The sequence below is a fragment of the Saccharopolyspora sp. NPDC050642 genome (genome assembly GCF_040654735.1).
Taxonomy (GTDB): domain Bacteria; phylum Actinomycetota; class Actinomycetes; order Mycobacteriales; family Pseudonocardiaceae; genus Saccharopolyspora; species Saccharopolyspora elongata.
This window is the reverse complement of sequence record NZ_JBFAIN010000002.1, coordinates 569,444-589,825: the sequence shown is the minus strand read 5'-3', so window position 1 is coordinate 589,825 and position 20,382 is coordinate 569,444. Positions and strand designations below refer to the sequence as shown.

The 20,382-nt window shown below is 70.3% G+C and carries 16 protein-coding genes; 8 read left to right on the top strand and 8 right to left on the bottom strand.

The window, feature by feature from the left end:
• Nucleotides 1–14: 14 nt before the first annotated feature.
• Nucleotides 15–527 (bottom strand): hypothetical protein, encoded by a 513-nt coding sequence (locus tag AB0H93_RS06505; protein ID WP_358568303.1) that lies wholly within the window; start codon nucleotides 525–527, stop codon nucleotides 15–17.
• Complete coding sequence (locus AB0H93_RS06500) at nucleotides 527–1,456, bottom strand: NB-ARC domain-containing protein (RefSeq protein ID WP_358568300.1); 930 nt, start codon at nucleotides 1,454–1,456, stop codon at nucleotides 527–529. The genes AB0H93_RS06505 and AB0H93_RS06500 overlap by 1 nt, the downstream gene beginning before the upstream one ends.
• 217 nt (nucleotides 1,457–1,673) lie before the next feature.
• Here AB0H93_RS06500 and AB0H93_RS06495 point away from each other — a divergent pair, with 217 nt between their 5' ends.
• Nucleotides 1,674–2,282: a GPP34 family phosphoprotein gene (locus AB0H93_RS06495; protein WP_358568297.1), complete on the top strand. Its 609-nt coding sequence runs from the start codon at nucleotides 1,674–1,676 to the stop codon at nucleotides 2,280–2,282.
• 143 nt (nucleotides 2,283–2,425) lie between these two features.
• Here AB0H93_RS06495 and AB0H93_RS06490 read toward each other — a convergent pair whose 3' ends face one another.
• Entirely contained in the window at nucleotides 2,426–3,391 is a 966-nt protein-coding gene (locus AB0H93_RS06490; protein ID WP_358568294.1) for a hypothetical protein, read from the bottom strand.
• 142 nt (nucleotides 3,392–3,533) lie between these two features.
• Between AB0H93_RS06490 and AB0H93_RS06485 the strand changes: the two genes are divergently transcribed.
• Nucleotides 3,534–4,361 carry an isocitrate lyase/phosphoenolpyruvate mutase family protein gene (locus tag AB0H93_RS06485; protein WP_358568291.1) on the top strand — a complete coding sequence of 276 codons (828 nt, stop codon included), beginning with the start codon at nucleotides 3,534–3,536 and terminating at the stop codon, nucleotides 4,359–4,361.
• 111 nt (nucleotides 4,362–4,472) lie between these two features.
• Here the strand turns inward: AB0H93_RS06485 and AB0H93_RS06480 are convergent, their stop codons facing one another.
• The gene (locus tag AB0H93_RS06480; RefSeq protein ID WP_358568288.1) at nucleotides 4,473–6,398 is read right to left on the bottom strand and encodes an acyl-CoA dehydrogenase; all 1,926 of its coding nucleotides are present in this window, start codon (nucleotides 6,396–6,398) and stop codon (nucleotides 4,473–4,475) included.
• 230 nt (nucleotides 6,399–6,628) lie between these two features.
• Here AB0H93_RS06480 and AB0H93_RS06475 point away from each other — a divergent pair, with 230 nt between their 5' ends.
• Nucleotides 6,629–7,165: a nuclear transport factor 2 family protein gene (locus tag AB0H93_RS06475; RefSeq protein WP_358568285.1), complete on the top strand. Its 537-nt coding sequence runs from the start codon at nucleotides 6,629–6,631 to the stop codon at nucleotides 7,163–7,165.
• A 52-nt stretch (nucleotides 7,166–7,217) separates the two neighbouring features.
• Here the strand turns inward: AB0H93_RS06475 and leuS are convergent, their stop codons facing one another.
• Nucleotides 7,218–10,106, bottom strand: coding sequence for a leucine--tRNA ligase (gene leuS / locus AB0H93_RS06470; RefSeq protein ID WP_358568282.1), 2,889 nt, complete (start codon nucleotides 10,104–10,106; stop codon nucleotides 7,218–7,220).
• 193 nt (nucleotides 10,107–10,299) lie between these two features.
• The gene (locus AB0H93_RS06465) at nucleotides 10,300–11,364 is read right to left on the bottom strand and encodes an esterase-like activity of phytase family protein (protein ID WP_358568280.1); all 1,065 of its coding nucleotides are present in this window, start codon (nucleotides 11,362–11,364) and stop codon (nucleotides 10,300–10,302) included.
• Nucleotides 11,365–11,430: 66 nt separating this feature from the next.
• On the opposite strand from AB0H93_RS06465, the gene AB0H93_RS06460 reads away from it, so the two are divergent.
• Entirely contained in the window at nucleotides 11,431–11,844 is a 414-nt protein-coding gene (locus tag AB0H93_RS06460; protein WP_358568277.1) for an SdpI family protein, read from the top strand.
• Nucleotides 11,845–11,908: 64 nt separating this feature from the next.
• Complete coding sequence (locus AB0H93_RS06455) at nucleotides 11,909–12,874, top strand: magnesium and cobalt transport protein CorA (protein WP_358568274.1); 966 nt, start codon at nucleotides 11,909–11,911, stop codon at nucleotides 12,872–12,874.
• 187 nt (nucleotides 12,875–13,061) lie between these two features.
• On the opposite strand, the gene AB0H93_RS06450 is transcribed toward AB0H93_RS06455, so the two are convergent.
• Both AB0H93_RS06450 and AB0H93_RS06445 read right to left on the bottom strand, forming a co-directional pair.
• A complete protein-coding gene (locus AB0H93_RS06450) occupies nucleotides 13,062–13,637 on the bottom strand; it encodes a YqgE/AlgH family protein (protein ID WP_358568271.1) in 576 nt (191 codons plus the stop codon).
• Between the two features lie 205 nt (nucleotides 13,638–13,842).
• Complete coding sequence (locus AB0H93_RS06445; protein ID WP_358568503.1) at nucleotides 13,843–15,291, bottom strand: CCA tRNA nucleotidyltransferase; 1,449 nt, start codon at nucleotides 15,289–15,291, stop codon at nucleotides 13,843–13,845.
• Between the two features lie 261 nt (nucleotides 15,292–15,552).
• Between AB0H93_RS06445 and AB0H93_RS06440 the strand changes: the two genes are divergently transcribed.
• The 3 genes from AB0H93_RS06440 to murJ all read left to right on the top strand — a co-directional run bounded on the left by AB0H93_RS06440 (nucleotide 15,553) and on the right by murJ (nucleotide 20,344).
• Entirely contained in the window at nucleotides 15,553–16,110 is a 558-nt protein-coding gene (locus AB0H93_RS06440) for an NUDIX hydrolase (protein WP_358568268.1), read from the top strand.
• Complete coding sequence (locus AB0H93_RS06435; protein ID WP_358568265.1) at nucleotides 16,107–18,374, top strand: DUF6049 family protein; 2,268 nt, start codon at nucleotides 16,107–16,109, stop codon at nucleotides 18,372–18,374. The genes AB0H93_RS06440 and AB0H93_RS06435 overlap by 4 nt, the downstream gene beginning before the upstream one ends.
• Nucleotides 18,375–18,478: 104 nt before the next feature.
• The gene (murJ, locus tag AB0H93_RS06430; protein WP_358568262.1) at nucleotides 18,479–20,344 is read left to right on the top strand and encodes a murein biosynthesis integral membrane protein MurJ; all 1,866 of its coding nucleotides are present in this window, start codon (nucleotides 18,479–18,481) and stop codon (nucleotides 20,342–20,344) included.
• Nucleotides 20,345–20,382 lie beyond the last annotated feature (38 nt).

Genomic DNA, 20,382 nt, shown 5'->3' with positions numbered 1-20,382 from the left:
CAACTTCCGCGAGCTCAGCAGGGAGGCCGGCAGGTGATGATTTCGCGCGAAATCGTCGCCCCGCCCTCACGCGGAACGCCGGTTTCGCGCGAAATCGTCGCCCACAGACCCATGGCCGCAGCCTGCTTGATCGCGGCCCTGAGGTTGTGGCGTTCGGCCTCCCACCAGGCCATCGCGCCTTCATCGTCGTCAAAGGCGCGTCCCTTGATGTCGGACGCCGGCAATTCGGCGGTGAAGTGTCGCGCGTGTTGGGTCATCTGGTGATCCGCCGCCGCGCTTGTTCGGAGGTAGAAATCGAGCAGGGGGCGAATGGCGGCGTGGCGGGTGTCGGTCGGCTCGTCGACCGCTGCGCATTCGGCGGCGTAGGACCTGAGCAGGTCGTGGAACCGGTAGCGGCTGCGCTCGGGTTGTTCGACCAGGTTGGCCCGCAGCAGCTCCGCCAAGGGGCGCCGGAGATCTCGCTTGGTGCGGTCAGCGAGAGCCGTCAAGGCATCCAGGCCGATGTCCGGGCCGGTCGGGACGCCCATCAGGCGGAAGAGCCTGGCCGCTTCCGCGGAGAGCGAGTGGTAGGACCAGGAGACGCGCGGACGCCGGTTTCGCCGCCTGTGTCCAGGGCGTCCAGGCGTTCCCGTTCGTCGCGGAGCTCTTCGACCAGCTCGTCCAAAGGGAAGTCCGAGAACTCCGCTGCTCGGACCGCGACCACGCCCAACGCCAGTGGGAGTCCGGCGCAGTGCGACACGATTTCCGCCACGGCTTCCGGTTCGGCGGTCAGCCGGTCCTGGCCCAGGTAGCGGCCCAGCAGCTCGTGGGACTCCTGTTCGGTCAGCACGGTGAGAGTCATGCGAGTGGCACCTTCGCGGATTACCAGGTCATCGAGGCGGTTTCGGCTCGTCACCACGACCAAGCAGGTAGGCGTGCCCGGTAGCAAGGCGCGCACCTGCTCGGCGGTGCGTGCGTTGTCGAAGAGCACGAGCATTCGCTTGTCATGCACGAGGCTTCGGAACATCGCTGCCCGGGCGTCGTCGCTCGGCGGGATGCGTTCCGGCGCGACGTCGAGAGCGGCGAGGAAGAAGCCCAGGGCTTCGTTCGGCGTCATGGGTTCCGCGATCGGATCGAATCCGCGCAGGTTGACGTACAGTTCGCCGTCCGGGAAGCGTTCCCGCACCCGGTGCGCCCAGTGCACCGCCAGCGTCGATTTGCCCACCCCGGCCGTGCCATCGATGGTCGACAGCAGTACCGCACCGTCGCTCCGCGCGCCGGCCAGCAGAGTGGTCAGCATGTCCTGCTCGACTGCGCGGTTCACGAAATGTCGTGTCGCACCGGGAAGTTGCCGCGGGACCACCGGATCCTTCGCGGCGTGGAAATGCACGTCGCCCTGGATCGCGCCCGCTTGCACCACCGGGCCGTGCACCGGTGCCGCGACCTCGTTGCCGACCCCGTCCGCCTTCTCGCGCACGCATCCCCCAAGCCGATAGATCAACAACCAGCCTGGCACGGAGCTCCGCCCACCAACACCTCCAGACACGTGAACGCTCCCACCGGCCAGCGCGTCCCCGATGGCCTCGGGGCTGTGACCAGGAGGAACGGTGCTTGTGGGGGGATCCGTAGAGCTGTGTTGGCCGTCGCCGGGGGGCCGGGTGCTTTCGGGGCTCGGACGGATCACCATGGTGGGCATGGATCTTTCCCTTGCCGAACAGTTCGTGCTGTTGGCGCACAAGCCCACCGGCGGGCGTGTGCTCGCAGCCGACTACTCGGGCGCCGCCGAACTCGGAGACTTGGCCCTTTGGCGTCGGGTCGAATTCGTCGGGGTGAAGATCCGGCTCCTCGACGTGACTCCTACCGGCATCGCGTGGCTCGACGGTGGGATCGGGCTGCTGCGCCAGTACGCCGGCTCCAGGAACAAGCCCGTGCCCGCTTACAAGTACATCCGTGACCGGTCCCCGGTTGGTTCGCCGAGCACATCGGCACTGGCCATGCACCGGAGTTCTCTCGCGCAGCGGGACTACCTGCGATGCGTGCGCAAGCGCGCGCTCGGTGTCATACCGCGCAAGCGTTACTACCCTGACCCGGCCATCTGGAACGCAGTGCTGGGCGAGCTTCGAGCCTTCGCCCGTGGAGAACTCCAGCCGGACGGGCGCCTCACCCTGCTCGCCGCGTTGGTGCACTCCACCGGCTTGGCCCAGGCACTGCCGCTCACCAACTCCGAACGCGAGCAGCTCAAGGCGATCAGCAACAACACCGCCCTCGGCGTGGCCGTCCGAGGCGTCATCAACTCGCAATAGCGTTCCGACCGGCCGACAGTTTCGGCAGGTCAAGGCCCGTGAGTCCTTTTGGTCGCCATAGCAACGAAAAGTACACACGGGTCCTGAGCGAGAAAGGAGCAGCGGCCCGTGGGGTGCTCGGGCCGCTGCTCCGTCTGAGGGGGTCAGAAGTTGGTGATCGCCGAGATGTTCCCCTTGTGGAGGTTCTCGATCACGTTGCGGGCGTCGCGGTACTTGTAGGAACCCGACTCGAAGAGCAGGTAGGCGTCGCCCTTGTACTCCGTGATGCCCTCGGCCATGCTCGGGGCGCGGAAGCACTTCGTGGACGGCTTGTCGATGTCCGTCGCGTCCTTGTCCACCACGAAGACGTTGCTGCGCTTGTCGCGGCCGTAGGACGTGCTGAAGATGAACTTGTCCTTCGTGACCATCAGGCCCTGCGTCTTGGTGGGCACCTCGTAGCCGTGCTCCGTGGTCAGCGAGCCGTTCTCGTTGATCTTGTACGAGAACATCTTGCCGCGGCCGCCGTCGTTGAACTTGCCCGCGTACAGGGTGTCCCCGTAGCTGGAGATGAACGACGCCGCGTACACCCGGCGTCCCTGGCCGTCCTGCTTGACGTACGGGACGCCGCCCTTCTTCATGGCATCCTTGATGTCGGACAGCTTGTACTTGCGGATCGTGTCCCACTTGCCGGAGTCGCGGCCCTGCACGAAGGCCCAGCCCTTGCTGACCGTGATGCCGCCGACGTGCGACTCGGCGATGGCGACGGTGCCGACGTGCTTGCCGGTCTTCGGATCGATGCCGACGATGCGCGCGTCCTGGCCCTTCTCGCCGTACTCGGTCACCAGCAGCAGGTCGCTGTTGGGGCCGTCCCAGTTGTACCAGGGCGAAATGCCCTGCGGCGTGTACTTGTCCAGGCCCGGGACCGCCGGGCCCTTGCCGAAGGCCTTGTCGTAGACCTCCGACGCCGACGGGCCGCTGTAGAACGGGCCATTACCGCCGGCTTTCGTCTCGCACTTGATGCCCTGGTCGGCATCGCCTTCCTCGGCCGCGGCCGTGGTCGTCGCAGCGGTGCTGAGCAGGAACGCGCCGCTGACCGCGGTGATCGCGACTTTGCGGAGGAGGTTGGACATCGTGCCTCTCAAACATTTCGGCGTCCGTAGTACCTCCCTGTGACGCACGGGAGCCGCCACGGTTCCACCTGAGATCCACTTCTTGTTCATCCGCTGGTCACGGCGGAGAACGCCTGTCGCCCGAGCGTGGTGGACTGGCGGCATGACGATCACCCAGCAGGACAAGGCAGAACTCTTCCACTCGCTGCACACCGACCGGGCCCCGCTGGTCCTGGCGAACGCCTGGGACGTGGCCAGCGCGCGGCTGGTCGAGGAGGCCGGGGCCGCGGCGGTGGCGACCACCAGCGCCGGCGTCGCGTGGAGCCTCGGCGCGGCGGACGGCAACGCGCTCGACCGGGGTCTCGCCGTCGAGCTCATCGCGCGCATCGCCGCCGCGGTGGACCTACCGGTCACCGCGGACGTAGAAGGCGGATTCGCCGAAAACGCCGACGGCGTCGGGGAAACCATCCGCCTGGTGCTGGCGGCGGGCGCGATCGGCGTCAACATCGAAGACGGCGTCGGGCCGTCCCTGCGCCCGGTCGAGGAGCAGGTCGCGCGCATCGCCGCTGCCCGTGCGGCGGCCGACGAAGCGCAGATCCCGCTGTTCATCAACGCGCGCACCGACCCCTTCCTGCGCCCGGTCCACGACGACCCGGCCGAGCGGTTGCGCGACGCCATCGGCCGCGCGGCCGCCTACGCGGAGGCCGGGGCGTCCGGGATCTTCGTCCCCGGCATCACCGATCTTGCGGTGGTCGCCGAGCTGGCGAAGAACATCGAGCGGCCGCTGAACGTCCTGGCCGGGCCGGGTGCACCTGCCGTCTCGGAACTGGCGGAGGCGGGAGCGGCCCGCGTCAGCCTCGGCGCGGCGGTGGCGCAGGCGGCGTACGCACTGGCCCGCAAGGGGATTCGGGAGGCGCTGGAGCACGGCACCTACGGTTCGATCGCGGACGCCGTGGACTTCGGCGGCTTCAACGCCCTGTTCCGCAGCTGACCGGCACCACGAACCCCACGTCCACATCGGACATTCACCGGTAGGTGCGCGGTCCGGCCACGGGTGGAGGGCTCCCCATTTCCAATCGGGAGCCCTCCGGCGCCGGGCGGATCACCGGGCGTCGTGCGCACGCTGGGCGTCCTGGCGGTCGGCTTCCGCTCCCGTGGCGATCGGGGCCGTGAGCCACTGGCGCGGGATGCCGAAGCCCGCTACCAGGTCCACCGCGTGCGGGCGGATCTGGCCGCACAGCACGTTGACCGCCTCCGTGATCGCCTTCGACCGGCGCGGCGAGATCCGCTCGTGCTCCAGGAACCAAGCGCGGTCCGCCTCGATGTTGGACAGCACGTACAGGTCGCAGAGCTTGTTCAGCAGCGCGGCGGTGCGCCGGTCTCGGCAGCGCTCGATCGCCGCGACGAACGCCTCCAGCACGATGCGATCCACGTGCGCGCGAGCGGCGCGCAGCACGTGGTCCTGCGCGTTGTTGAAGACCTCGAACGCGTTGTCGCGGTTGGCCTTCCGCAGGCGGCGGCCCAGGCCGTCGAGCACGTGCCGCTCGCGGTCGTCGAACATCTTCAGCTGCCAGCCGCGGTCGAGGATGTCGTCCTTGCCGGAGCCGTCGATGATCCGCTGCACCAGGGAACGCGTCGCGGTCCGCTCGATCACCGCGCCCACGAACTGGTCGGCGATGAACTTGGCCATGCCGAGCGTGCCCAGGTCGTCGAACTGGTCCTTGTAGTTCGTCAGCAGGCCCTTGGCGACCAGCTGCAGCAGCACCGTGTTGTCACCCTCGAACGTGGTGAACACGTCGGTGTCGGCCTTGAGCTGCGCCAGCTGGTTCTCCGCCAGGTAGCCCGCGCCGCCGCAGGCCTCGCGGCAGGTCTGGATGGTCTGCGTCGCGTGCCAGGTCGAGACCGCCTTCAGCCCCGCGGCGCGGGATTCCAGCTCGCGCTGCTCGCGCTCGCCGCTGGGCGCGTCGTGCAGGGTGGCCACCAGCTCTTCCTGCGCGAAGTGCAGAGCGAACGTCTTCGCCAGCGCGGGCAGGAGTTTCCGCTGGTGCGCCAGGTAGTCCAGCACCACGGCCTCCTCGCCGGTGCCGGGCCGCTCGAACTGGCGGCGGGCGTCGCCGTAGCGCAGGGCGATCTCCAGCGCCAGCTTGGTCGCGCCGCCCGCGGTTCCGGCGACCGAGATCCGGCCGCGGATCAGGGTGCCGAGCATGGTGAAGAACCGCTTGCCCTTGCTGCTGATCGGGCTCCGGTAGGTGCCGTCCGGTTCGACGTCGCCGTAGCGGTTGAGCAGCGCCTCGCGCGGCACCCGCACCTGGTCGAAGTACAGCCGGCCGTTGTCGACGCCGTTGAGCCCGGCCTTGCGGCCGCAGTCCTCGATCCGCACGCCCGGCGCGGGCTGCCCGGCCTCGTCCCGGATCGGCACCAGCAGCGCGTGCACGCCGTGGCTCTCTCCACCGGTGATCAGCTGTGCGAAGACCACCGCCAGCCGGCCGTCCCGCGCGGCGTTGCCGATGTACTCCTTGCGCGCCGCCTCGTGCGGCGTGTGCACCACGAATTCCTGCGTCGCCGGGTCGTAGGTGGCCGTGGTGCGCAGGTTCTGCACGTCGGAGCCGTGGCCGGTCTCGGTCATCGCGAAGCAGCCCGGCAGGTCCAGGCTCATGATGTCGCGCAGGTAGCGCTCGTGGTGGCGTTCGGTGCCCAGCGCGACGACCGCGCCGCCGAACAGTCCCCATTGGACACCGGCCTTGACCATCAGGGACAGGTTGCCGGGCAGCATCTCCAGCGACACCACGGAACCGCCGGTGTCGCCGCGGCCACCGTAGGCGACCGGGAAGCCGAGGTCGGTGATGCCGGACTTGGCCAGCAGGCGCAGCTGTTCGAGGGTCTGCGCGCGGTGGCTCTCGGTGTCGAGACCGTCCGCCGGCGGCAGCGGGACGCCGTCGAGGGTGTCGCGGACCTGCTTGCGGACGTCGGCCCAGCGGCCGTCCAGCAGCGTCGCGAGCTCGCGTGCGTCGAATCCGGAGCTTCCCATCGCGGCCTCCACTCGTCGGTACCGGCTGCTCCGAGCGTAGTTACTCGTCAGTAACCCCGCCATGTGAGCTAGCTCGCCGCCACCGGACCCGGTGAGCGTCTCGTTGGGGGAGTGCGGATCGGCCGGACGCGGCAGAAGATCACTAGGGCGCCGGCCACCGGCGGCCACCGCAATCACCCCGTTGCAGTTCGACACCCGCTGTTCTCACGAGGTTCAGGAGGTGCAGTTGCATGAGCTCGGACCCCGGCAACACCGATCTCGGCGCGATCTTCGACGAGCACTTGGCCGACGAGTTCGTCATGAAGGACGTGGCCGCGACGATGGCGACGATGACCAGGAAACCCGTGGTCAACCACGTGCCCACCACGGCGGGCGGGGTCGGCCGGGCCGCCGTTTCCCGGTTCTACCGCGACCACTTCATCGGTCAGTGGCCCGACGACATCAACATCACCCGCTTGTCGCGGACCGCCGACGCCGAGCGCGTGGTCGACGAAATGGTCATCACCTTCACCCACGACCGGGTCATCGACGCGCTGCTGCCCGGCATCGCCCCGACCGGCCGCCGGGTGGAGATCGCCGCGGTGGCGGTGATCGGGTGCGCGAACGGCAAGGTGGCCTACGAGCACGTCTACTGGGACCAGGCATCGCTGCTGGTCCAGGTCGGGCTCCTCGACCGCGACGGACTGCCGGTCACCGGCGCGGAGCAGGTCAAGGCCCTGCTCAACGACGGACCCCTGAACCTCCTGCATCCCGCGAAGAGCAGATGAGCTCCCGTCGTAGGGCGCCTTCACCGAGAAGGCGCCCTACGACCGGGCGGGATCAGGCGACGACGTTGACCAGGCGGCCCGGGACGACGATGACCTTCCGCGGGTCCTTGCCGTCCAGCGCGGCGACGATCTTCTCGTCCGCCAGCGCGGCCGCCTTGACGGCGTCCTGGTCGGCCGACGCCGGCACCACGACGCGGGACCGCACCTTTCCGTTGACCTGGATCGGGTACTCCAGCGTGTCCTCGACCAGGTACTGCTCGTCGGCCACCGGGAACGGGCCGTGCGCCAGGCTGTCGCCGTGCCCCAGCCGGGCCCACAGCTCCTCGGCCAGGTGCGGCGTCAGCGGCGCGACCATCAGCACCAGCGGCTCCACCACCGACCGCGGCGTGCCCGCCGCCGACGAGTACGCCTTGGTGATCCGGTTGTTGAACTCGATCAGCTTCGCCACCGCGGTGTTGAACCGCAGCGCCGAGTAGTCCTCCCGGACCCCGGCGATGGTCTTGTGCAGTGCGCGCAGCACCTCGGTGTCCGGCTGCTCGTCGGTCAGCCGCAGCTCACCGCTGTTCTCGTCGACGACGTTGCGCCACAGCCGCTGCAGGAACCGGTGCGAGCCGATGACGTCCTTGGTCGCCCACGGCCGCGAGGCCTCCAGCGGGCCCATCGCCATCTCGTACAGCCGCAGCGTGTCCGCGCCGTAGGAGTCGGCCATCTCGTCCGGGGAGACGGAGTTCTTCAGGCTCTTGCCCATCTTTCCGAACTCGCGGTTGACCTCCTGGCCGTTGTGGAAGAACTTGCCGTCACGCTCCTCCACCTCCTCGGCCGGGACGTACACACCGCGCGAGTCGGTGTACGCGTAGGCCTGGATGTAGCCCTGGTTGTACAGCCGCCGGTACGGCTCCTCCGACTGCAGGTAGCCCAGGTCGTGCAGCACCTTGTGCCAGAAGCGGGAGTACAGCAGGTGCAGGACCGCGTGCTCCATGCCGCCGATGTACAGGTCGACGCCGCCCGGGTCGTTGGGGCCGTGCAGCTCCGGGCGCTTGCCCATCCAGTACTGCTCGTTGGCCGGGTCGACGAACCGCTCCGAGTTGTCCGGGTCGATGTAGCGCAGCTGGTACCAGCAGGAACCGGCCCACTGCGGCATCACGTTGGTGTCCCGCTTGTAGTGCTTCAGCCCGTCGCCCAGGTCCAGCTCCACCTCGGCCCAGTCGGTGGCCTTGGCCAGCGGCGGCGCCGGCTCGCTGTCGGCGTCCTCCGGTTCGAAGGTGCGCGGCGAGTAGTCCTCCACCTCAGGCAGCTCGACCGGCAGCTGGTCCTCCGGCAGCCCGCGCGGGATGCCGTCCTCGCCGTAGACGATCGGGAACGGCTCGCCCCAGTAGCGCTGCCGCGCGAACAGCCAGTCGCGCAGCTTGTACTGGACGGTGCCCCGGCCGTGGCCGTGATCCTCCAGCCAGGCGATGACCGTCTTCTTCGCGTCGGCGATGTCCAGGCCGTCCAGGCTCAGCCCGGTGGTCTCCGAGGCCGAGTTGATCGCCGGGCCGTCGCCGGTGAACGCGTCGCCGTCGAAGCCGTCCGACGGCTGCACCGTGCGGATGATCGGCAGGCCGAAGACGGACGCGAAGTCCCAGTCGCGCTGGTCCTGGCCGGGCACCGCCATGATCGCGCCGGTGCCGTAGCCCATCAGCACGTAGTCGGCGATGAACACCGGGATCTGGCTGCCGTTGACCGGGTTCGTCGCCCAGGCACCGGTGAAGACGCCGGTCTTCTCCTTGTTCTCCTGGCGGTCCAGGTCGGACTTCATCGACGCCGCGCGCCGGTACTGCGCGACCGCCTCCGCCGGGGTCGCCGCGCCGCCGGTCCAGCGGTCGTCGACCTCCGCCGGCCACGCGGTCGCGGTCAGCTCGTCGACCAGCGGGTGCTCCGGCGCCAGCACCATGTAGGTCACGCCGAACAGGGTGTCCGGGCGGGTGGTGAACACCTCGATGTGGTCGGCCGAACCGTCCAGCGGGAACCGGACGTTGGCGCCCTGCGAGCGGCCGATCCAATTCCGCTGCATGGTCTTGACCTTGTCCGACCAGTCCAGCCGGTCCAGGTCGTCGACCAGGCGGTCGGCGTAGGCGGTGATCCGCATCATCCACTGCTTGAGGTTGCGGCGGAACACCGGGAAGTTGCCGCGCTCGGTCAGCCCGTCGGCGGTGACCTCCTCGTTCGCGACCACGGTGCCCAGGCCGGGCGCCCAGTTCACCGGCGCCTCGGACAGGTAGGCCAGCCGGTACGAGTCGACGACCCGGCGCTGCTCGCCGTCGGTCAGCTCGCCCCACGGGCGGCCGTCCGGGGTGGCGCGCTCACCGGTGGCGAACTGCTCGACCAGCTCGCCGATCGGCCGGGCGCGGCCCTTGCCGCCGTTGGCCTCGGTGTCGTACCAGGAGTTGAAGACCTGCAGGAAGATCCACTGCGTCCAGCGGTAGAACTCGATGTCGGTGGTCGCGACGCGGCGACGCTCGTCGTGGCCCAGGCCCAGGCGGCGGATCTGCCCCAGGTAGCGCTCGATGTTCTGCTCGGTCGTGGTCCGCGGGTGCGTGCCGGTCTGCACCGCGTACTGCTCGGCGGGCAGGCCGAACGAGTCGAAGCCCATCGTGTGCAGCACGTTGCGGCCCAGCATCCGGTGGTAGCGGGCGTAGACGTCGGTGCCGATGAAGCCCAGCGGGTGGCCGACGTGCAGCCCGGCGCCGGAGGGGTAGGGGAACATGTCCTGGACGAACAGCTTGTCCTCGGGGACGTCGCCCTTGAGTGACCCGACGGGGTTCGGCGCGTGGAACGTGCCCCGCTCCTCCCAGAGTCGCTGCCAACGCTGCTCGATCTCGGTCGCCGTTTCCGCCGTGTAGCGGAACTGCGGGACCTCTTCGGCAACCCCGGTCGTCGAGCCCTCTGCCTGGCCACTCATCGTGTTGCGTCCTTCCCTGCCTTCTCGCCCGAACGCGCGGGTCATGCGCTCTTAGTGTGCCGCCTCCCGAAAATGGAAAACCCCCCAGGCCCTGGTGGGCATGAGGGGTCGCCGCGTCGAAGCGTCGCTACCGGACGTTCAACGCGGCCTCGCAAGAAGCAGACGTGTGCTCACGAACCCAGGGTAACGCACCTCACCGCACGGACAACGTGATCACCTGCGTGGTCTGGTTCGGGGCGAAGTTGTCGTCGCTGACCAGCACCAGGCTGCGGCGGCCGTCCGGCAGCCGCGGGCCCCAGGTCATGCCCTCGACGTTGTCGATCGTGCTCAGCCCCAGGTCCGCGAGGTCGGCCACCAGCTCCTTGCGGACCGGGCGCACCTTCGCCTCCTGCAGCGACGAGACGTGCTGCACGTCGGTCGCGCCGCGGGTGGTGATCCGGTAGATCCGGATCGAGTTGCCGACGCCGGTCACGAACGAGCGCTCCACCACCAGGTACCCGTCGCGGTCGGCCAGCAGCGCGCTGACGCCGTTGTTGGCGAAACCGCCGGTGGGGGACTCGGCGAACACCGGGTCCAGCGGGTAGGCGTACTGGCCCTGCACCCGGCCGGACCGGGACTGCACGGTGATCCGGGACAGCGCGCCGTGCTCGACGGTCGGCGACTCGCCGTCCTGCAGCAGCGGCCCCTCCATCGCGGTGACCACCCGGCTGCCGCCGGCGGCGAACGTCAGGCCCTCCAGCACCTCGTTCTGCTTCGGCCCGGCGGCCGGCTCCATCCGCAGGTTCGCCGGCAGCGGCAGTTCTTGGGAGGAGTGGCCGCCCACGCCGACGCTGGAGATCGACGGGTCGATCAGCTGCGCGGCCCGCTCGCCCTCGCTCGTCCACCAGATCGTGTCGGACCACGGATCCCAGCGGACGTCCTCCGGGTCCACGGTGCCCTTCGGGTAGGTCGTGCCGTCCGGCCGCAGCAGCGGCTTGGTGCCGGTCAGCCGGAAGCCGCCGCCGTCGAAGCTCGCGGTGTAGAACCGCGCGGGCTGCCGATCGGAGCGATCGTCGCTGATCAGCACCCATTCGCCGGTGCGCGGGTTGTAGTCGATGCCGGAGAGGCCGCCGACCGTGGTGCCGTCGAACTCCATCGCGTGCGGCAGGGTCAGCTCGCCCGCCAGGGCGACCTCGTCAGTCTTCGCCGCCGCCGGTGCCGCCGCGGCGACCAGCAGTGAGACGGCCAGCAGACCGGCCGGGACAATCTTCTTCGCCATGTGGGTCAGCACACCTGACCAGGGTGTCCGGCAGGTAGCGATGAGGTGGCGGCTTACGCTGTCGGGGTGTTCGCTGTTCAGGTGATCCTCTGCGCGCTCCTGGTCCTCGGCGGGGCGGCGCTGCTGTTCCTCGGTTTCCGCGGGCTGCGGGGCCAACTGGTCCGCAACCGCTACATCGGTGTCCGCACCCCCGCCGCCATGCGCAGCGAGGACGCTTTCGAGCTCGCCAACCGGGCCGCCGGGCCCGCGATGCTGGCGGGCGGCGCGATCGCGGTGCTCGCCGGTGTCTCGATGCCGATGCTGGCCGCCACCTCCAGCGTCGTGATGGTCGCGGTGTTCGGGCTGGTCGGCGCCTTCGCGCTGATGACCGTCGGCGGTGTGGTCGGCAACCGCGCCGCCGAGGCGATGCCCGCGCCGGCGCCCGCCGCCGGCTGCGGTGGCTGCGCGGGCGGCTGCTGCGGCGTGCCCAAGCAGAGCTGACTCGCCGGCGAACACGGGCCACTGCTGCGCCGCGTCACGGCGAAGCCGTGGCAACGTGACCGGCATGCTGAGGTGCACCCGCTTCCGCGACGGCCGCCCCGAGGACATCCCGGGCGGCGAGGCTCTCGACGCGCTGCGCGACGTGCCGGCGGACGCCTTCGTCTGGCTCGAGGTGCCGCCGGAGCGGTTCGACCTGCTGCACGAGGCGGCGCGGCTGCTGGACCTGCCCGCGCTGGCCGTCGAGGACGCCGTGCGCGCCCACCAGCGCGCCAAGTTCGAGCGGTACCCGGGCTGCGAGTTCATCGTCCTCAAGGTCCTCGGCTACGCCGAGGAGAGCTCGGCGGTCAGCACCTCGGAGCTGATGATGTTCCTGACCGAGCGGGTGCTGATCACGGTGCGGCACGGCGACCGGGACCCGGCCACCGAGGCCCACCGGCGGGCCGCCGACCGGCAGGACCTCGTCGCCATGGGCACGCGGGCGATGGTGTACCTGCTCACGGACTCGGTCGTGGACTCCTACCTGGTCATCGCGGCGGAGCTCGGCGAGGACCTCATCGCGCTGGAGCAGCGGGTGTTCGCCCCGAACCGGGACGACCCGACCGAGGACCTGTACTCGCTGAAGCGCGAGGTGCTGGAGTTCCGCGACGCCGTCGAGCCGCTGCTGCCGGTGGCGCACCAGCTGATCCGGCAGGACAACGGCGTGCCCGGGCTGCTCGGCCAGCACTTCCGCAACGTGGCCGACCACGTGATCCGGGCCGAACGCCAGATCGTCTCCTGCGACGAGCTGCTCAATTCGGTGCTCGCCGCCCAGTTCGCCCGGGCCGGGCTGTGGCAGAACGAGGACATGCGCAAGATCTCCGCGTGGGCGGCGATCGCGCTGATCCCGACCATCGTCGGCGCGATCTACGGGATGAACTTCGAGAACATGCCGGAGCTGCACTGGGCCCTCGGCTACCCGCTGGCGCTGCTGGTGATCATCTGCCTGTGCTGCGTCCTCTACGTGATGCTCCGCCGGAGCCGCTGGCTCTGACTTGTCCACAGGAAGCTGTCCACAACTCTGTGGATAACTCCCAGATCTGGGGATAACTCACCCATCAATCCACAGGTCCGGCCCCGTCCAGGCGTTGAGTCCGGTAGGGCGGGTTGTTGCCTTCGAAGCGGCGAAGCCGCCCGGCCCACCCTCGCAGCTCGCACCGCTACGCAGAACAAGCCTTGAACTAGTTGAGCTTGACGTCGCCGGGGTGGGTGGCGAGGAAGGCCAGCGGCGGGCCCTGGCGGCGGAGGACCCGGCCCCAGAGCTCGGTGCCCGGGTCGGCGATGACGTCGTCCGGCAGGGCCGGCACGACGATCCAGTCGCCGCGGTCGATCTCCCCGGCGAGCTGGCCGGGCTCCCAGCCGGCGTAGCCGGCGAAGAACCGGAGGCCGCGGGCCCGGGGGACCAGCTCGGCGGGATCGCCGTCGAGGTCGACCAGGCCGACCGGCCCGCGGACGCCGACCATGCCCGCGACCGCCCCGACGTCCTGGCCCGCGTGGAGCGTGGCCAGGCAGATCGCCGTGCGCTGCTCCACCGGCCCGCCGACGAACAGCGACTGCGGTTCGCTCGCGTGCTCGGCCCACTTCGGCAGCACGTCGTGCACCGCCACCTCGCTCGGCCGGTTCAGCACGACGCCCAGGGTGCCCTCGGCGCGGTGGTGGATCACGTAGACCACCGTCCGCCGGAAGTTCCGGTCCAGCAGCTGTGGGGCAGCGACGAGCAGCGTCCCCGGTTCCACGTCCGCGTCTGATCCCACCATCGCATGATCTCACTGGTTGCCCGTGCACGAACCACCCTGACCGAAACCAGGCCCGCCGACACCGCCCGGAGAGCCCGGATCCCGGCAACAACGACTGATCAGCAGTCAGCGATCGCAGGGAGATTTATTCATCACTAATATTAAAACTCTCTGACCTGTGAAGACTTCTCCGCAGGTTAGGCCAGCGGGGCCGAGCACCGATGGCTCAGGGAACCTCGATGCCCTGTTCGCGGGCCCAGTTGAACAGCTCCTCGACGGCCTCGTCGTGGGACATCGGGCCGCGGTCCAGGCGTAGCTCTTTCAGGTGCTTCCATGCCTGGCCCACGACCGGCCCGGGCTCGACGCCGAGCAGCCGGATGATCTCGTTGCCGTCCAGGTCCGGGCGGACCTTCGCCAGGTCCTCCGCCGCGGCGATCCGCGCGATCCGCTCCTCCAGTTCGTCGTACGCCCGCTGAAGCGCCGACGCCTTGCGCTTGTTCCGGGTCGTGCAGTCCGCGCGCACCAGCTTGTGCAGCCGGGGCAGCAGCGGGCCGGCGTCGTTGACGTAGCGGCGCACCGCCGAGTCGGTCCACTGGCCGTCGCTGTAGCCGTGGAAGCGCAGGTGCAGGAACACGAGGTCGGCGACGTCCTTGATGACGTCCTTCGGGTAGCGCAGCGCGCGCAGCCGCTTGCGGACCATCTTCGCGCCGACGACCTCGTGGTGGTGGAAGCTCACGCCGCCGCCCGACTCGAACCGGCGGGTGGCCGGCTTGCCGATGTCGTGCAGCAGCGCCGCCAGCCGCAGCACCAGGTCCGGCGCGCCGTCCGGATCGGCCGCCTGCTCCAGGTCGATCGCCTGGTCCAGCACGGTCAGCGAGTGCCGGTAGACGTCCTTGTGCTGGTGGTGCTCGTCGATCTCCAGCTTCATGGCCGGCACCTCGGGCAGCACGTGGTCGGCCAGCCCGGTCTCCACCAGCAGCTCGATGCCGCGCCGCGGGTGCTCGCCGCACAGCAGCTTGGACAGCTCGACCTGCACCCGCTCCGGGGTGATCCGGGTGATCTGGGTGGCCATGTCGGTCATCGCCGTCACCACCCGGTCGGCCGCGGTGAAGCCGAGCTGGGAGACGAAGCGGGCGGCGCGCAGCATCCGCAGCGGGTCGTCGGCGAAGGAGTCCTCCGGCGCGGCCGGGGTGTCCAGCCGCCGCTCCGCCAGGTCGGCCATCCCGCCGTGCCGGTCGACGAACGTGCGGGCCGGCAGCTCGATGGCCATCGCGTTCACGGTGAAGTCGCGGCGCACCAGGTCGCCCTCGATGGTGTCGCCGAAGGCGACGTCGGGATTGCGGCTGACCCGGTCGTAGGTGTCGGCGCGGAACGTCGTGATCTCCACGGTCGTGCCGTGCCGGTACGCGCCGAGCGTGCCGAACTGGATCCCGGTGTCCCAGATCGTCTCCGCCCAGCCGGTCAGCAGCTCGCGGACCTGCTCCGGGTGGGCGTCGGTGGTGAAGTCCAGGTCGGTGCCCAGCCGGCCCAGCAGCGCGTCCCGCACGCTGCCGCCGACCAGGTACAGCCGGTGGCCCGCGGCGGCGAAGCGCTGCGCGAGCTCCTCTGCGATCGGTGCGACCTTCACCAGCTCCACGACGGCGTTGCGCTGCGCTTGGCGCTCCCGAGCCTGCAGCTCGGCGGGCGTGGCGGAGTCGTGGTGCGGCGAGGAAGGGGACACGATGTACCAGGGTATCGGCTGCTCAGGAGGCCCCCACCGGCTACCTGCGGCATGCGCGCATGCGCACTCGGCCACTCCGGCGCCGGACGAGCGGAGCAGCCGGTTGACCCGGCCGCGCGAACGGGATCGCGGGAGGTCGCCGGGGGCGGCCGGCCACGGCCGTTCGCCGAGCGACCAGCTCCACTCGGAGGCGCTGATCGCACTACCATCGGCGGCATGCCCCCGTCGCCCGGCCGCTCCGGCGGTACTCAGCCGGGGCGTCGGAACCGGCGCCGGCGGCGCAGGCTGCGGACCGTCGACGAGACCTCGGCCGGTGGGCTGGTGGTGAACGGCGTCGAAGGCCGCGCTGCGATCATCGGGAGGCTGGACCGCAAGGGACGACTGCTCTGGTCGCTGCCGAAGGGCCACATCGAGGCGGGCGAGACCGCGGAACAGACCGCGGTGCGCGAGGTCGCCGAGGAGACCGGCATCATCGGCCGGGTGGTGGCCCCGATAGGCACGATCGACTACTGGTTCGTCGCGGGCAACCGGCGCATACACAAGACCGTGCACCACTTCCTGCTGGATGCGGTGGGCGGTGAGCTTTCCGACGAGGACGTGGAGGTCACCGAGGTGGCGTGGGTGCCGCTTGGTGAACTGGACGAGGTACTGGCCTACGCCGACGAACGTCGGCTGGTGCGCCGCGCGCTGAGCCTGCGCGACGGCGAAGCGAACGAGGCGGGCGAGCGGCTCGGGGCCCGGCCGGCACGAGGTAGCGGAACGGAGCCGGGGTGAGGTTTCTGCTTGCCGCGCTGGTCGCGGTGTTGCTGTGCGCGTTGGTTCCGCTGGTCCCGGGCCCGCAGGCGGCCGCGCAGGGCGAGTCTCCGACCGTGCTCGACGTGACCAAGATCACGCCATCCGTGGTGGGTGCCAGTTCGCCCGGCGAGGTCGTCATCACCGGCCGGCTGACCAACACCAGCGATCACCAGATCAACAACGTCGAGGCCCGCGTCCAGCGCGGCAACGCGACCACCACCGAGCCCGCGGTCCAGCGCGCGTTGCGCGACGACCCGGCCACCGTCACCGAGCCCGCGTTCACCTCGGTCGCCGACCGGCTCGCGCCCGGTCAGCAGATCCCCGTCGAGCTCCGCATCCCGCTGACCGGCCCCAACTCCCTGCAGCTCGGCCAGCCCGGTGTGTACCCGCTGCTGATCAACGTCAACGGCGCGCCCAGCGGCGGCGGCCGCGCGCGCATCGCCCAGGCCCAGTTCCTGCTGCCGGTGCTCGCCACCCCGGGCGGCGAGCAGGCTCGCCCGGAACGGCCGACCGAGACCAGCATGCTGGTGCCGATCGTCGACTTCCCGCGGCTGGAGCGGGAGGCCATCGGCGGCATGCGCGCGGTGCTGGTGGACGACCAGCTCTCCGCCTCGCTCGCGCCCGGCGGCCGGCTCTACGACCTGGTGCAGGCGGTGACCGACCGCGCGGGCCCCGGCTCTCCGGTGGGCAACGCCCTGTGCTTCGCGGTCGACCCGGACCTGCTGATCACCGCCCGCGCCATGAAGGACGGCTACCTGGTGCGCCAGCCCAACGGCTCGCTGGTCGAGGGCATCGGCGCCGGCGCCGCCGGCCTGTGGCTGAGCAAGCTGCGCGAGGCCACCAACGGGCGCTGCGTGATGGCGCTGCCCTACGCCGACGCCGACATCGTGGCGCTCGGCCGCGCCGGACTCCCCGACCTGGTCAAGGGCGCGCTGGACGGCGCCAGCCTGTTGCGCGACCCCAACATCCTGGGCGTCGAACCGCGCGGCCTGCTCTGGCCGGTGGAGGGCGCGCTGGCCGATCCGGCGATCGCGGATCTGCCCCGCACCGCGCTGCTGGAGCCGCGGGCGCTGAACCTCCCCGCCGGATCGTTGTCGCCAGTCCGGGTGCGCGGCCAGAACATGGCCGCCGTCCCGATCGACCCGCTGCTGACCAGCGCGCTCGACCCGCTGCACGACACGGAGCTGAAGGTCACCACGCTGTCGCCGCCGCAGAACGGGCAGCTGTCCGCTCAGAACGCGCTCGGCGCGCTGGCGTTCCGCGCGACGCAGGGCCAGGTGCCGGGTGCCACCTCGGTGCTGGCGCCGCCGCGTCGCTGGAACCTCCGCGGCGACGACCTGCGCGCCCTGCTCGATGGCATGCAGCAGCTGAACGAGGCCGGGCTGATCCGGCTCGCCCCGGTGCCCGAGCCGGACCCGGCCACGCTGCCGGAGGCCGACCTCGACTACCCGGTGGACGCCGGTTCGGCGGAGATCCCGCAGCCGGTGCTCGACCAGCTCGCCGCGCAGAACTTCAAGGTCGGCGACCTGTACGTGTCCTCCCAGGAGGAGCGGTCCAGCCCCGTCCAGCGCGGCCAGGTCACCACGCCGCTGCGCAACGGCCTGCTCCGCGGCGCCGCCAGCGCCTGGCGCGGCAAGCCCGACGCCGCGCGCCAGTGGGTGGACCGGGCGACCGTCGCGATCAACGACGTGCTCGGGCAGGTCCGCGTCGAGTACTTCGAAGGCCAGCTCATGCGGACGGACTCGGCCGACAGCCCGATCCCGGTGACCGTGGTCAACGACCTGCCGATCACCGTGCACGTGGTGTTCCGGATCCCGCCGGTGCCCGGTGTCGAGATCCAGCAGGACTTCGGCGGCACGCTGTCCATCCCGGCCAACGGGCGGCGCCAGTTCTTGCTGCAGACCAACGCGCAACGGGCCGGCAAGTTCACCATGGACGTGACCGTCACCACCGAGGCCGGCACCCAGTTCGGCACCACCAAGCGGCTGCAGATCGAGTCCAACAACTACGGCTCGCTGATCCCGATCCTCACCGGGATCGCCGCCGCGTTGCTGGTGCTGATGTCGACGATGCGGATCATCAAGCGGGCCCTGGCCAGGCGCCGCCGGACCGAGGCGGCCGCCTCTGCCGACGCCGCGGAGCCGGTGGAACCCACCGACGCGGCGACGAACGGCGCACCGCAGGACAGCACGCCGGAAACCGCCCACATCGCCACCACCGACGGTGATCGGAACCGGAACTGAGATCCTGAGCGGGGCCACGCCCATCACTCATAGGTGTGGACCTCGATCGAACGACAGGACCGGTGCGTGCACTCGGTGTGCCGAGGGGCGAAGGATTTGAGGCAGTGAACCGAGACAGGGATGCCGGACGGTTCGGTGGTAATCCCGGGCCGCCCAGGCCCGCGCCGCGCCCGGCACCACGCCCCGACGCCCGCCCGACCGCGCCCATCCGCCGCCCCGGCGCGATGCCCCAGGCGCCGGGAGCACCGCGCGGCTGGCACGTCGCGGAGACCCAGCCGATCCCGGCGGTGCCGCCGGAGCCCGGCGTCTACCAGGCCGCGGAGCAGGCCACCGAGCAAACGCAGGTCATCCGCCCGGTCTCGCCGGGCAAGCCGTCGCTGCTCAAGGCCAGCGGATCGATGGCCATCGCCACCCTGACCAGCCGGATCACCGGCTTCCTCTGGAAGCTGATGCTGGCCGGGGCGATCGGCTTCGCGGTCGAGAACGACTCGTTCAACGTGGCCAACACGATGCCGAACATGCTCTTCGAGCTGCTCATCGGCGGCGTGCTGACCAGCGTCGTGGTGCCCGTGCTGGTGCGGGCGAAGAAGTCCGACGCCGACGGCGGTGAGCGGTTCGTCCAGACGCTGATGACGCTGGCCACGGTGGTCCTGGCGCTCGGCACGCTGGTGGCGATGCTCTGCACGCCGATCCTGACCTGGGCGCTGGTCACCGATTCCGACGCCTCCAACCGGGATCTGGTCAGCGCCTTCGCGTACCTGCTGCTGCCGCAGATCTTCTTCTACGGCATCAGCGCGCTGGTCGGCGCGGTCCTGCAGGCGAAGCAGATCTTCAGCCCGCCGGCCTGGGCGCCGGTGGTGAACAACCTGGTCGTGATCGCCACCATCGGCGTCTACGTGCTGCTGCCGGGGCGGCTCACGATCGACCCGGTGTCGATGACCGACGCGCACCTGCTCGTGCTGGGCGTCGGCGTCACCCTCGGCGTGGTCTGCCAGGCCGCGGTGCAGGTGCCGGCGCTGCGCAAGACCGGATTCCGGCTCCGCTGGCGGTGGGGCTGGGACCCGCGGTTGTCGGAGTTCGGCGGGCTCGCGCTGTGGATGCTCGGTTACGTGGCGGTCAGCCAGGTGGGGCTCTGGGCGCTCACCCGGGTGGCCACCGGTGCCGCCGGCGGCGCGCTGTCGACCTACACGTACGCGTGGATGCTGCTGCAGCTGCCCTACGGCGTGATCGGCTTCTCGATCATGACCGCGATCCTGCCGCGGATGAGCGCCGCCGCCGCGGACGGCGACAACGCCAAGGTGATCGACGACCTGTCGCTCGGCAACCGACTGTCCACTGTGACCTTGTTGCCGATCAGCGCGGTCATGACCGCGCTCGGCGTCCCGCTGGCGGTGGCCCTCTTCACGACGGCCAAGCCAGACCTGCTCGAACAGGCCAACACCCTCGGGCTCGGCCTGGCCGTCTCCGCGTTCGGCGTGCTGCCCTACGCGCTGACGATGATGCAGATGCGCACGTTCAACGCGTTCAACGACGCGCGCACCCCCACCCTGATCATGGTCGTGATGACCGTCGTGAAGGTGCTGATGGCCTTCGCGCTGCCCTCGGTGCTCGCGCCCGAGCACGTGGTGTTCGGCCTGTGCTTCGTCAACTCGTTCACGTTCGTGGTCGGTTGGTTGGTCGGCGAAGCCTGGCTGCGGCACCGGCTCGGCCCGCTGGGCAGCCGGCGTTTCCTTGTCACACTGGCAAAAACGTTGACGGCCTCGGTGCTGGGTGGGCTCGTCGCCTGGGCGAGCACGCTCGGCGTGGACGCGCTGATCCCCGGAACCGCCGGCGCGGGAACGGGATGGTTGCAGCTGATCGTCGGCGTGCTGGTCGGTTTCGCGGCGATCTTCGGCCTGATGTCCTTGCTGCGGGTGACGGAACTCCAGCCGGCGATCGGGCGGCTCACCGGTTTGCTGCGTCGTCGCTGACTTCCGCGTCACGTACCCTCGTTGGCGAAGTCTCCTTC